The sequence below is a fragment of the Leeuwenhoekiella sp. CH_XMU1409-2 genome (assembly GCF_037029365.1).
Classification (GTDB): Bacteria; Bacteroidota; Bacteroidia; order Flavobacteriales; family Flavobacteriaceae; genus Leeuwenhoekiella; species Leeuwenhoekiella blandensis.
Genome location: NZ_JAYMEI010000016.1, coordinates 35,125 through 48,200, shown reverse-complemented (window position 1 = coordinate 48,200; position 13,076 = coordinate 35,125). Strand labels below are relative to the sequence as shown.

16 protein-coding genes are annotated in these 13,076 nt (G+C 37.5%); 5 read left to right on the top strand and 11 right to left on the bottom strand.

Annotated elements, in window-relative coordinates; genetic code table 11:
* Window positions 1-5 precede the first annotated feature (5 nt).
* The 7 genes from WA338_RS15405 to WA338_RS15375 are packed head-to-tail and all read right to left on the bottom strand — an operon-like array spanning window position 6 to window position 5,202.
* Window positions 6-701 carry a CIS tube protein gene (locus WA338_RS15405; protein WP_272985589.1) on the bottom strand — a complete coding sequence of 232 codons (696 nt, stop codon included), beginning with the start codon at window positions 699-701 and terminating at the stop codon, window positions 6-8.
* Entirely contained in the window at window positions 702-863 is a 162-nt protein-coding gene (locus WA338_RS15400; protein ID WP_164916923.1) for a DUF5908 family protein, read from the bottom strand.
* A gap of 2 nt (window positions 864-865) precedes the next feature.
* A complete protein-coding gene (locus tag WA338_RS15395; RefSeq protein ID WP_272985586.1) occupies window positions 866-1,300 on the bottom strand; it encodes a phage tail protein in 435 nt (144 codons plus the stop codon).
* Window positions 1,300-1,737 (bottom strand): phage tail protein, encoded by a 438-nt coding sequence (locus WA338_RS15390; RefSeq protein WP_167596979.1) that lies wholly within the window; start codon window positions 1,735-1,737, stop codon window positions 1,300-1,302. The genes WA338_RS15395 and WA338_RS15390 overlap by 1 nt, the downstream gene beginning before the upstream one ends.
* 40 nt (window positions 1,738-1,777) lie before the next feature.
* Complete coding sequence (locus tag WA338_RS15385) at window positions 1,778-3,739, bottom strand: phage tail sheath family protein (protein WP_272985584.1); 1,962 nt, start codon at window positions 3,737-3,739, stop codon at window positions 1,778-1,780.
* A gap of 12 nt (window positions 3,740-3,751) precedes the next feature.
* Complete coding sequence (locus WA338_RS15380) at window positions 3,752-4,603, bottom strand: hypothetical protein (protein ID WP_272985583.1); 852 nt, start codon at window positions 4,601-4,603, stop codon at window positions 3,752-3,754.
* Window positions 4,600-5,202 carry a DUF4255 domain-containing protein gene (locus tag WA338_RS15375; RefSeq protein WP_272985581.1) on the bottom strand — a complete coding sequence of 201 codons (603 nt, stop codon included), beginning with the start codon at window positions 5,200-5,202 and terminating at the stop codon, window positions 4,600-4,602. The genes WA338_RS15380 and WA338_RS15375 overlap by 4 nt, the downstream gene beginning before the upstream one ends.
* Window positions 5,203-5,420: 218 nt before the next feature.
* Here WA338_RS15375 and WA338_RS15370 point away from each other — a divergent pair, with 218 nt between their 5' ends.
* Genes WA338_RS15370 through WA338_RS15355 form a run of 4 tightly spaced genes read left to right on the top strand, consistent with a single transcriptional unit; the run spans window position 5,421 to window position 8,103 of the window.
* On the top strand, window positions 5,421-5,918 hold the full coding sequence (locus tag WA338_RS15370) for a hypothetical protein (RefSeq protein WP_272985579.1): 498 nt from the start codon (window positions 5,421-5,423) through the stop codon (window positions 5,916-5,918).
* Window positions 5,919-5,932: 14 nt separating this feature from the next.
* On the top strand, window positions 5,933-6,592 hold the full coding sequence (locus WA338_RS15365; protein ID WP_272985578.1) for a hypothetical protein: 660 nt from the start codon (window positions 5,933-5,935) through the stop codon (window positions 6,590-6,592).
* Between the two features lie 8 nt (window positions 6,593-6,600).
* Window positions 6,601-7,401 (top strand): sensor histidine kinase, encoded by an 801-nt coding sequence (locus WA338_RS15360; protein ID WP_272985576.1) that lies wholly within the window; start codon window positions 6,601-6,603, stop codon window positions 7,399-7,401.
* A 54-nt stretch (window positions 7,402-7,455) separates the two neighbouring features.
* Complete coding sequence (locus WA338_RS15355; protein ID WP_272985574.1) at window positions 7,456-8,103, top strand: response regulator; 648 nt, start codon at window positions 7,456-7,458, stop codon at window positions 8,101-8,103.
* Here WA338_RS15355 and WA338_RS15350 read toward each other — a convergent pair.
* The 3 genes from WA338_RS15350 to smpB are packed head-to-tail and all read right to left on the bottom strand — an operon-like array spanning window position 8,100 to window position 11,628.
* Window positions 8,100-8,615 carry a DinB family protein gene (locus WA338_RS15350; protein WP_272985572.1) on the bottom strand — a complete coding sequence of 172 codons (516 nt, stop codon included), beginning with the start codon at window positions 8,613-8,615 and terminating at the stop codon, window positions 8,100-8,102. The two genes, WA338_RS15355 and WA338_RS15350, sit on opposite strands and share 4 nt — an antisense overlap.
* Window positions 8,616-8,660: 45 nt before the next feature.
* Entirely contained in the window at window positions 8,661-11,117 is a 2,457-nt protein-coding gene (locus WA338_RS15345) for a DUF5686 and carboxypeptidase regulatory-like domain-containing protein (protein WP_272985571.1), read from the bottom strand.
* A 46-nt stretch (window positions 11,118-11,163) separates the two neighbouring features.
* Window positions 11,164-11,628: an SsrA-binding protein SmpB gene (gene smpB / locus WA338_RS15340; RefSeq protein WP_009780113.1), complete on the bottom strand. Its 465-nt coding sequence runs from the start codon at window positions 11,626-11,628 to the stop codon at window positions 11,164-11,166.
* A 110-nt stretch (window positions 11,629-11,738) separates the two neighbouring features.
* On the opposite strand from smpB, the gene WA338_RS15335 reads away from it, so the two are divergent.
* Window positions 11,739-12,488 (top strand): DUF6503 family protein, encoded by a 750-nt coding sequence (locus tag WA338_RS15335; protein ID WP_272985569.1) that lies wholly within the window; start codon window positions 11,739-11,741, stop codon window positions 12,486-12,488.
* Here WA338_RS15335 and WA338_RS15330 read toward each other — a convergent pair.
* Window positions 12,466-13,008, bottom strand: a complete 543-nt coding sequence (locus WA338_RS15330) for a SixA phosphatase family protein (protein ID WP_272985568.1) — start codon at window positions 13,006-13,008, stop codon at window positions 12,466-12,468. The genes WA338_RS15335 and WA338_RS15330 overlap by 23 nt on opposite strands.
* Window positions 13,009-13,076 lie beyond the last annotated feature (68 nt).

The following is a 13,076-nucleotide window of genomic DNA, read 5'->3' as shown; positions in this document are numbered from 1 at the left end:
ATGGATCAGGTTGTTTTTTCTAGAATAGGAGGAAAGAAAAGCTCTTGCCCCGGTCGTAATTTTCTAAAGTTGGTTAGCCCGTTTACTTGCGCTAGCTGTAAATAATATTTGGAATCGCCATAGATGCGATAGGCCATTAAGGGTAATGTATCGCCTTCTTCTACGGTGCGAATATGTGTTAGGTCTGGTGAATTTCTATTTTCATCTGCCAGACGCAATTCAGGGTCTATCGTCTCCTTAAATTTTGCTTTGATGACAGCCCTTAAGGGAGTTCCCTGAGGATTGAATAATTTGTATTCAATATTCATCTCAATTAAAATCCCTTTAAAAAGCAGACTGCCCCAACGGATTTCTAAATAATAGGGGCGATGTTCATCCCCAGAATATTCAAATGCTACTTCTTTAAATTGCTGAATATCATCGACCACTCCGGCGTCTTTATCTTGATTTTGATTGTGAGCAATTATGCCTGTACGATCAAACAAGAATTCAAGATCTAGATCTTTTGGAGGCATTTTTTCAAATCTGGGATCATTGCCACTAGACCCTGCAGCCTGATCATCATTGTATTCAATCTTGTACGCCAGCGTGTATTTTTCTGGATTAAGCAGAGATGTAAAAACTCCATCAGCTACTTTCTCACTATATTTTATATCGCTAAATGCGGTGATCTTCAATTTAAAAAGTTCTCCTAAGGCCATTTATCGTTCGTTTTTTCGTTCTTGAATACGCATAACTTGTTCTATGCATGCTTCGATGAGTTTTTCTTTTTTAGCAGAAGAGGTTGTCGAAGTCGCAGCGGTAGAGTTAGCGTTATCGCTAACATTAATTTTGATATGCAATTCTTTAATTTCAATGGGCATAATCAAGATTTAAAATAGTTATACGCTAGTTCTATGGTTTCTACAGCGATACTGTTTTGCTCTGCATTAAAATCTGAAACCGACCATTTTACGGGATACGCGTGAACTACATTCCAGGTCACCAGAGGTTCGTGTTCATTATTCAAAAGTTTGATCGTTACATCTGTAGGACTGAAATCAAAATTTTCTACAGCGTCCTTGCACCATTTAATAAGTTTTGAATCGCTTACGAGTCCGCGTTTGAGGACCAGATTAGGAAACTTGGTACGAACGGGTAATTTATGCTTAAACCTATTTTCTCCACCTTCGGCATATTCTTCCGTTTCTATATCTACTGAAAGTCCGCTCACAGATTGAAACTGGTGATCGATTTCTGGAGAAACCGCTCCAAATTCAACTTTAAAGTGAAAACCAACCGGCGGATAGTAGTTTGCCATTATGCACCGTTTTGTATTTCTAAACCTTCGTGCACAATCTCGATAGATTCTATAGCCACTTCATTGGCATCAGATTTCAAATCTGTTGACTGTACTTTTATAGGAAATGCATTTTTTACTTTCCAAACAACAACAGGCGCGTGCTCTTCATTTAGGAGACTGATAGTAATGTCACGTCGTTCTATGGTGTTGAGTTTTACACTATTCCACCAAGTGAAGTATTCATTGTCTGCTAAGAAAGTGCCGCGCTTCATCGTGATGTTGCTGTATTTTTGCATTCCCGGCATTTTAGTTTTGCTGTATTCCGGGCTTGCCCCGTGTCTGTATTCTATAGGTTCAATTTCCACATCAAGACCGGAGACTTCTGTAAAACCTACATTCGTTCCGCCCCAATCAACGAGGAAATGAAATTTTGCTAAAGGATATATTGCTGCCATTTTTACGATTTTTAATTACTAGGATTAGATGTTTAGTTTTTTATGATTCCTGCATTTTATGAGAGAATTTTAGGATGATGAATTCTGCAGGTCGTACTACTGCCATACCAATTTCGATCGCCATAATACCATTTAATATATCTTCAGCGGTCATCGTTTCTCCAAGCCCTACACGAACATAAAAAGCATCGTTAGGTTTTGCTCCGGCTAGAGCTCCGGCACGCCATTGAAGATTTAAAAAGTTTTCGATCATTGCGCGGACTTTTACCCAAGTGTTGGCGTCGTTACTTTCAAATACAAACTGTTCAGTTGCTTTTTTAACTGATTCTTCAACCATATTGAAAAAGCGACGTACAGGAACATAACGCCATTCGTTATCATTACCAGCAAGGGTACGAGCGCCCCATACCATAATACCTTTTCCGGTAAAGGGTCTAATAGCATTTATAGATTTTCCGGCAACGGTATCTACATTCAAGCCTTGCTGATCATCGTGATCTATAAGGTGTGTTACACCCACAACACTATTTAAAGAAGTGTTGGCTGGAGCTTTCCATACACCGCGGTTAGCATCTGTTCGTGCATAAACCCCCGCAATTGCTGCACCAGGTGGTAGCACGATGTATTCTCCTGCAATGGCACTTTTTATCGATTTCAGTGCCGGAATCATTTCGGTTGCGGCTGTTTCGTAAGTGCTTAAATAATTTGCTGTTGTGCTGCTGATATAGTCTAATGCCGATTTGATTTCAGTATAGAAACTACTCACCGTAGGGAGTAATGAAGCTATTTGGCTTGATTGACTTTCGCTATCTACAAAATAGGTTGTACTACTTGAGGATGGCGTATAATCCACGCCAGTTGTAGAATTAATTACATGGCTAGCGGTAAAAGTATCATTAAAACTTTTGAGCATTTCACCCATAGTCTCCGTAATGGTATGAATACTGCCATCAGTCAAACTTGTATTAAATACCGAATTTAAATGCGGTTGTAAGGCTTGGTCTGGAGGCGTTGCCGAAGTGTGTTTCAATTTATAATTATCGGTTCCCACTTCAACAATATCTCGTATAAAATCAATTGCATCAGCATAGAATTGAAAAAGACTGAGGAGGTTTGCGATGGAAGAACTCGTTGTGACCGTGGTAAGCAACTCCTGATATTGATTATCAACCGAGGAACTAGAGTCGGCAAGGTCACTCAGCTTTTCTGATACGAGTGCGCTGTCATCTATCAGTTCATCAAGTTGATTAGCAAGACTTTTTGCTTCTGCATCCTGAATCAAGTCAGCTAAACTAACCGAAACACCTCCTAAGCTTATTTCACCTTTTAAACTTTTGTAGTGAACGGTTCGCGGTAAATTTGCTTTTAACCAAGGTGTGTACGCAGCTCCATATTTTAGGCTGTTCATACCAGCGCCATTCCTAAAGGCACTTATATCTACCTCGAGATCTTCATTATCATTTTTAATACCTAACAAAGCAAAGCGATCACCTAATTTCCCGCATTGTTTTAATAATCCTTGATTAAAGGAGTCTAGATCAGCTTGATCTAATAAACAGGCATCGGGAGAAACTAAAATAGTCGGTTCATCTACCTTGGCGATTTTGGCTAAACCGCTTTCTAAATCTGTCAATGCAATATTATCTTCACCGCATTTGCCCACACTTACGATGTAGCAATCGCCGCCACCATTTGCGTAAAATAGCCTTAGCGCATCATACAAATAATAGGTATCCTCAATACTAAAGGAAGAGACCGATTTTGAAGCAGTAAGTTTTATGTCGCTAATATTAGCTTCAGGAGCACCTCCAAAGAGCGCCACAAACTCTAGCATAGAGCCGATTTTCTTTGGAGTTAGCAATAAATCGTGTTCGCTTTTATTTGAAACTTTATTAGTGTAACCTATAAAAGCCGGTATAGCCGTTTCGACCTGTGCTACCGAGGGAGGAAATACTGATATTTCTTCTACGTAAACTCCAGGCGTTTTGTAGGATGATGCCATAATAGAAAGTGTTTAATTAATATAGATGTTAGAATATGTTTTATTTATGGTGCCGTCGGGGTTACGTTCTTGAATAATTCTGCTGGGATTGGGAGCGGGGTAGTCGGTATTACCTTGATTTACTGGGATAATTCCATTTTTTACTAGTGGCATTTCGTCGGGATCCGTTGAAAAAAGTAAATTTTTTGAGCTTCCTGAAAAGTAGCGCCAGATCGTTTTGCGGTTATGAAAAACGATTTTAAAGTGTGGCATTACCTGTGGAAGATTTCCGTTATTGAGTATTAAATTCAAGCCTGATCTTGAGTTTCGCATTTGTAAAGAAATCAAGACGAGTTTGTTTATTTTCAATTCTGGGTATTTCTTGTAAAGATGCGCTTGCATCAGTGCTGATGTACGGTGATTTTTTGCATTAGAGGAATTGTTGTAAGGAGCAATAAATACCGGATCTGCAGCATTATAAAGCGTATTATAATTACTTATAAAAAGCGGAAGCTCGCTAGAAACATCTAAATCGGTGAAATTGAAGAATTGAGCGTCTGTAAGCTGTATATAAAAGTCAAGTATAAGTTCTGGATCAAGCGTTACCAATGGCTTAAAAGTAGTAGGGTCATCGCTTACTTTTTCAGTTTCAGTAAGCACTAAAAAGCCTTCCTGAGTTTGCTTCAGTAACATTCTATGATTTTTGAGAAGTGCCGAAGTTTGTGGAGTAGGTATGACCTTTCCGAAGCTATTCCAATTGTAGTTAGCCAATTGTTTTTTCTGAAGGAGTTCGTTATCATCAAACGCAGTTAAACCATCATCTAAAAAATATTTGTGATATATGGCAACCTCAAATAAAGGGCGATATTGTGACGCAATACTCATGACGTGATCTGATTATATTGTGTATGAACCTGCGTAAGTAAAGCTCCTTCATCCTGAATATGTTCTCTTTGGAGTTTGATAATGTTGAGTTTGTACATCGCCGCCGGATAGGCTTTACCGCCGAGCATACTCCAGATATAATTGAGTTCTTCAAAGGAAGGTGTAAAAAGCTCTGTGGTAAATTGAAACTCGGTAACCGACTGCATCACTTGAGTATTGCGGGAAAAAAGTGTGTTTTTATGATTAAAACTGTTCTTCCCTTGAAAGAAACTTATGATTGAGGCTAAAGAACGAAGGGAAAACGCATAGTCACTTCTGTTACACGTAAACAGGATATAAGCATTCAGATTTACCGGCGCATTACGATAAACAGGTTTACCGGCTTCTATCGTGTAATTGCGTTGGTTTTTGAGCGCCATCTCTTCCTGAAGATTGAGTAAAGAAAGAATGACTTTATTATCTAGAGGTTCATTATCTCTATTTGTATTATCTATAAAATGAGCAATAGAATCTAATACTACAATATTAGATCCTAAGCCCATCTCTTCGAGATAATTTGCTACTTGCTCTCGTAATATTTCGAGCGATTCGTAGAGCATAAATTGGAGAATTTAGATTTTTTGCACTTCAAAGCTAGAGATATAATTTGTTGATTTTCAGTGGTTAATTTCCTGAATCCGTATGCTGTATAAAACCCTTTTTTAATTTCAGTATTTGCCCTAAGCGCAATGGGGAATTTCCCCCTATTTAACCTGCTGTCAATCTATTTGTTAGCAAAAGTTTTACTTTAGTTTCACTAATTGAAAATTCTAAAACTATGCGCAACACGCTATTTATTATTTTATCGTTGTTCGCTGTATCTACTTTTATAAGTTGTGCAGAACAAGGTAATTCGAGTAAACCTCCTGAAGGAGTAATTTCTATTGAAGAGGCTAAAATTCTAGACCGAACCTTTACTAAGACCAGAGCTAATGTGATTAACGAAGCTATTGGGATGCCCGACAGCCGATCAAGTTGGTGGTCTATTGAAGACTTGGAGCAATACATTGCTTATGCCAAAAGTTTAGCTAATGAAAAAGGCTACTCAGTAAATGGATTGCGTGTGTATTATGGGGCGTATCCTAAGGATCATCATGATGAATCGGTAGCAGGATATTCTACCTTATTTATTGTCCCGACAGGAGTAAAAGCTGTTTCTAACGAAGCTTCAATGATTAATTTTAATGCATATCTTCAAACAGATGAAGAAGATTTAGATGTGCCTCCACTAAATATGGGACATTTAAGAAAACCACCACCAGAAGATTATCAATAATTAAAAATAGGGCTATGGAAGCATTGAGCTCCTATTCTCAGTATTTAGAACTTATAGCCCTTGTAATTGGTATTATAAGGTATAAAGAGTTTAAAAATCACAAATTTAAATACGTACTCTATTTTTTGTTTTATGTGGTTGTGAACGAGTTTGTTGCTGGGTTTTCTTATGAACTATTCAGTATCCCAAATACACTACCATATAATATTTATATTTTAGTTCACTTCGCTTTTTTCCTAGCGTGGTTTCATTCAATACTCGCATCTGCACAGCGTAGAAAGATCATTAAAGTATTTTTTATAATTTATGTTGTCTTTTGGTTTGTAGATGCGCTCTTGAGTGGATCGATAGCTGATAATTATCTATCCTACTCGTTTTCTTTAGGTACTTTATTGTTGATCGCTGCAGTTGCTTTTTATTTTGTAGAAATGTTAAGCAGAGAAGTAGTGCTCAATATTACACAGTCTCCCTATTTTTGGGTTTGTTTTGGGATTCTTATTTATTGCGTAACCTACTTGCCATTTTATATCACACTGATCTTTTTTCTACAAGAGAATCCCGTTATACTGAGCGTTGTTTTATTTTTAATCAACTGTATTCAGTATTGTTGTATTGCGATTGCATTTATAAAAGCAAATCGTCGTACTATTGAACATCCGCTTGAAACCAATTGAGCGTAGTTATGAAACTCACGTTTGATGAAAATATCTCCCAATCTTTTGAGCAGCTCATTATTGTTTGCTCTCTTGTTCTTTTAGCGTTTTTGATCGTTGTAGTTTTTTTATTTGTAGTTTTTCAAAAACGTAAAATTAAATTTATTACCGAGCGCAACGAAGCAATTCTAAAATACCAGGAGGAAGTAGCACGTACGCAGTTGGAGATTCAAGAAGTAACCTTAAAAAATGTAGGTAGAGAACTTCACGATAATATAGGCCAGTTGCTTTCCGTCGCTAATTTGGAGCTCAACATTTTCACTTCAAAAAATAAACTGAATTCAGACGACGACCTCACAGAAATCAAAGGGTTGATTGGTAAATCACTACGTGAGATCAGAGCTTTATCCAAGAATCTAAATAATGAAGTTATTCATCAAGTGGGACTTGTTGAAAGTACAAAGAACGAACTCAATCGTCTTGAACGTCTGAAGTTTCTTAAAACAGAATTTACACTCGAAGGGAATGCGTTTGATTTGCCTAAGGATGATATGGTAATTCTATTTAGAATTATTCAGGAATTTTTAAGCAATGTCATAAAACATGCAAAAGCCACCCATTTAAGTATCTGTTTTTTATATACCCCAAATGAACTTAAAATTACCGCCGAAGATGATGGTGTAGGCTTTGAAATTGAAAAAATCACGAGGAGTTCTGGCCTTGTAAATATGAAAAGCAGAGCACAATTAATTGCTGCAGATTTTGATATTCAATCAGAGAAGCAGAAGGGTACTTTATTGCAAATCAAATACCTAAAGAAACAAGTATAAATAATAATGACTACCTTTAGTAAAGAAGTTAATCAAACTAATAAGACAATCTCTATGGAAAATTGTATCGTAGGTGTTGTTGATGACCATGTTCTTTTTGCACAGTCGTTGCAGGGCCTTATAAATAGTTTTGATGGTTTTGAAGTAGCCTTAATGGCGCGTAATGGCAATGATCTTATCAACAAATTGAGCACGGTGAATAAAGAACCAAGTATTATTCTTCTCGATATAAATATGCCTATTATGAATGGTTTTGAAACCATAGCTTGGTTAAATGAACACAAGCCAAACATTAAGGTGATCACCCTTTCTATGGATGATGATGAAGAGACGATAATTAAAATGCTTAAGGCCGGGAGTAAAGGTTATTTACTAAAAGATATTCATCCAGATACCTTACATCTTGCTCTTACCGAAGTGCTCACCAAAGGCCATTTTTATACCGATAATGTGACAACAGCACTACTTCGAGGTGTCTCAAAAAAGGATGAGGAATCTCTTTTAGAAAATTTTTCTAGCAGAGAACTTGAATTTATGGAATTGGCTTGTTCTGATAAAACATATAAAGAGATTGCCAATGAGATGTGTCTAAGTCCTAAAACGATCGATAATTATAGAGACACATTATTTAAAAAGCTAGAAGTTAAAAGTCGCATAGGTTTGGTGCTCTATGCGTTAAAAAACAAAATAGTAAATAATTAATTGGCCTTTACAAAACTCACAGTAGCGATCAATTGACCCAAGTGACGCTGACTGTGCTCTGCAGCGTGAAAGAGTAATCCAATTACTGTAGAAGGCAATTCTTTTCGGCCTACAGTTCTAGCACTTTTTATGGTAGACTCATCTAAAGTTTTAAAATAGGCCAGTGCTTGTACCACTTTTTGCTGAAAATTTGCAATAAGTTCTTCGGTGGTACTGGTTTCATCTTGTATTCCTTCTGATTTTAAGTAATCAAATTGCTCTTGGGTTAAAGCCCTGCCTTGAGCGTAGCTAAGCATTCTATCCAAAACACCGGTTAGATGTTTCAAATGAAAACCTACCGAAGCTCTTCCTGCTGGTTTCTCCCACAATTGCTCATCCGGAAATTCATCTAACCAGTAGGGTAATTCTTCAGAGGTCTGTAGCAAAGCGTGGGCAGCAGGTTGCAAAAGCTGTGGTATTTCTTCAATAGGACCACGAAGCCAAACTTCAGGTTGTTTCAGTTTCTTTGTCATTGAAAATAGTAGTTAAGATTCTATTATTTGAGAACTGTTTTAGTTTTAAAAACTAAGACCGAAAACAAACGCACCATCTTTGTTTGGTCCGTTGAATGATCTTACATAATCCACACGTAAGAATTTAAATTTTCCGAAGCCTAGATTTCCAATTCCTGCCGAAAACTCGTAATACGGTTTTTGCGCTGTATAAAGTGTATGTCCGGCTAAAATAAGATTTGCATTTAATGCACGTATTCCTGGTATTTTTCCTAGAACAAAACCTTTAAAATTATGTTCTACGTGCCCTTCAAAATAACTGGTATTGGTACTAAAATCGTAATACGGAAGTAAATTAAATCCGTTTAAATGGCGTCCATCTAGCTGCACTCTCGTCTGATTGCCTTGAAAGTGCTGGTAGTCTACAAAACTTATGTCGTCTGCATTGAACAAGGTTCCTCCACGTAAAGTGTATCCAAAATTTCCCTTATTTGAAATATCAAATTCTTGCTTTAATTGAGCTGCAACCTGAGTGAAATTATAAGCCGCATCAGAAGCAGCAAAAGTTTGTTCAAGATCTAATGTCAACGTAGGGAATTTAGATTCATTCATATTGAATTTACCATCAGGATAACTCATATACTTCTGGCCAAAATTGATAACTGCTCTTGCATTGAGTTTTGCCAACTCGTGAGTTTGTATTGCAGCGGTATTGAAATCTTGTGGTAGCAAAGGGTTGTTAGAAGTATATGCGACAGGATTTTTGATCCAAACTTGATCTGTGGTATTAAATAAGGGGGAGCGCTTTTCATAGCCCGCATTGGCGTAAAGCTGAAGACCATTTACAAGCTCTTCACTGTAACTGAATCTTGCATAATCCAATTCATATAATTTTATATAATTCCGTTCCCAGAAAAGTGTCGAAATACTGTTTACAAGATTTGAAATGGGGTCTCGGGCATTAAACTGCTGGACTTTGGTTCCTCCTTCGATGGCAAAAGTACGATTGTTGATTCGGTTAAAGCGTTTGGCTATACGGCTGGTAAAGCGCAATTTATCATCATCAATCCCATAGTTTGCATTAAGATTGGCATAGGTTGCTTGGGTAGAGTTCTCAGACCACGTATTGTAAAATAAACCTGCTGTAGCGTTAAAACCTTGAACAGTATTGAAATTGAGCGTAGTCAACGGACCGTTATAACCCACACGCCAGCGCTCATAGGAATTGGTATAACTATAGCCAAGTAACGGATCTAAAATTCCGGGGGTGTTTTGCACGCGATCAACAGAATCTTTATAGGGTTTAGACTCACGAATTTCCTGAATACTGTCTTTAAGCGTGTAATCTGATCGTTCTTCAATAGTAAGCGGAATGGGACGTATTTTGTTCCAGAAAATACTGTCTTTTTTATTGGCTTCAGGTTTAAAACTTAGTACTTCATTGGTAAATGTACTGCGATCAAATTCGGGCAAAAAGTTATAATTACTGTAGACTGCTGTAAATCTTCCATTACCTCCAAAGCCAAAAAGTTTAAAGCTAAAATCAATACTCTGCGAGATTTTCACCCATAAATCGGTTTGGCTGTCGTATTTAAAATTATGTTTAAAAACTAGCGATTCTACAAAAGGTACTTGAATCGCAGCTCCCGTAGTTGTAAGTTCTACACCATAAAGTTGCCAATCATCTTCGACGATGTAAATAACACCTTGAAATATGCGATCATTAGCTCGCTTGGGTGTTACTTCTATTTTGTTGATCAGTTTGTCACCTTCTCTAAAGGTTCCTATAAGTTTATACCGATAATAATTAAAAGCGTTATCAGCTAATGGTGAGATCAACTGAGTATTTATCTCCAAGGTATTATTATAAAAAGAATATTCTGCTTCTTGCGCACTATTGAAACTAAAACCGTTATCATCACCACTTACTTTACTAGCGGTTATGGTTTCTTTAAAATCATCGGGTGCATGATAGGCGATCTTCGAAATGGTCTCACTTAAATAAACAATACCTGTTCTTGTCGAATCTAAACCGCCTCCCAGATCACCTATTTCCTGACCAAGAATTTTCTCTGGAGCATTCTCAACTCGCCATAAACCTCTGGAGTAGAAGTCTGCGGTATACGCGTTTTGTTTTTTTAGTATCTCGGGCTTTTTTGCAATTACAGCCTCAACGATTCGATTTGCGGGATTTTCATTGGCGTTGATCAGTACTTCATCTAAAGAGGTCGTTTCTTCAGTTAAGGTGACGTTGAGTGTATACGGAAATGTCTCAACGCTAACAGTCTTTTCTTGAGTAGTATATCCTAAAAATTGAAAAACTAGCGTATACGTTCCCGGAGCAGAGATGTCTAATTGATAAATTCCATCCCCATTGGTCGTGGTACCTCTAGCATTATTTTTTAGATAGATGTTTACAAAGGAAAGAGGTTCGTCATTTTCACTGGTTACCAATCCGTTGATTTGGCTATTGGCAGAACAAGTGATCAATAAAAAGAAGCAAAAAAGTAGCTTTTGGATCATAAGAGAAGTTTTATCTAAAGACGTAAGCTACTTTATGCGTGTTGCATTAATTGTTGAAAGCCTTTTTAATTTGTCCTAAACGTTTTTTAGAATCACGTTCTTTGATGGCTTCGCGCTTATCATACAACTTTTTACCTTTTGCCAGTGCAATTTGCATTTTAGCAAGTCCGCGATCGTTTATGAATAGGCGTAGTGGAACAATAGTCAATCCGCTATTACGCACTTCTTTATGCAGTTTATTAAGCTCTCTTCGGTTTAATAAAAGCTTGCGACTGTTTTTCGGATTGTGATTAAAATAGGTTGCGTGCGAGTATTCTTGAATCGTCATATTGATCACAAACAATTCATTATCCTGAAATTCACAAAAGCTCTCTGCAATAGATGCTTTTCCCTCGCGTATCGATTTGATTTCAGTACCGGCAAGTTTTATTCCGGCGGTATATTTATCAAGCAGCTCATATTCAAAGCGTGCTTTTTTATTTTTGATGTTTATGGTATTTGCTTGTTTCATAGATTTTTTGGCCTTCTAAGTGCTTGCACACTTTATTACAAAAATACTAATTTCTACGCGGGCTTTCTATTGCTTTAAATATCTTTAATTTTGTGCTTCAATTTTAAGAGATGAAAAAACTAGTTCTACTTTTTATACTTACGCTTTTAACTGCTTGTAACGAAACGTCCAAAGAATTGGATGCAGAGGCTATTGTAGCGCACGCGATTGAGGCCGCCGGCGGAAAAACAATAGATACCGCCTTGATTTCTTTTAAGTTTAGAGACAAATTTTATAGTGCTGATCGAAATAACGGAAGATTTAAACTGGAGCGTTGCACAGATCCCGGCTGTAAAGACACTTTAGACCAGTTGAGTAATTCTGATTTTAAGCGTTTTATAAATGAGACTGAAGTTGTTGTTCCTGACAGTTTGATTACTTCACTATCGGGCGGTGTAAATTCGGTACATTATTTTTCGGTTTTACCGTATGGATTGGATGCTGAAGCCGTTCATGCTGAAAAAGTAGGTCAAGCTAGCATCAACGGAAAAACCTATTTTGAGATCAAGGTAACCTTTAGCGAAGAGGGTGGAGGTGAAGATTTTGAAGACACCTATATGTATTGGATCAATACCGAAGATTTTTCGGTAGATTTTCTAGCTTATAATTATCACGTTAATGAAGGGGGAACCCGTTTTAGAGAGGCCTATAATGAGCGAACGATTAACGGGGTGCGCTTTGTAGATTATCGCAACTTCAAGCCACAAGAACAATTTCCGCCTTTGCAATCCTTAGACAGTTTATTTACAACAGGAAATCTTGAACTGCTGTCAAAAATAGATTTAGAACAGGTTGAAGTTAATCCTTGCTCCAGCTGTTAAAATCTTTGATTTCTGCAGTAGCAGAACCATTTTTTACTCGAACCACATAGAGGAAACCATAAAGAGCATCATCGATGTCATCATATTTAGGTTCTCCTAGAATTTCATTTACAAATGCCGGTGTTGTATTACTATGGCCAACGACCAAAACGGTTTTACCTGCTGTTTCCTGCTGAAATGCTGCACTGTACAACTCGGTAGGATCATACAATTGCACTTCCAGATCATTAGCTTCTGCGGTTGGAGCTGCTGTTTTTAAGGTTCGTTTATAATCTGTACTGTAAACCGCGTCAAAAGAAACCTCCTTTAATTCTTCTGCCCAAAATTGCGCTCTTGCTTGTCCGGTCTCATTCAATTCAGGATCAGAACCGGCGTTTGGGCCGCGCACTTTATCAGCGTGTCTTATAAGATAATAGGTTGCATCTGCCGGTTTTAAAGAAGCAGACGCGGTTTCTTTTGCCTTTTCTTTACAAGAACATAGCACGAGAAAGATTGCTAGAAATGCGATAGTGTTTTTCATAGGTTCCAATTTAGACAAATTTAACTCAAGCCGCATAAACATTAGCGTTTTATTGACGCACAAGGGCA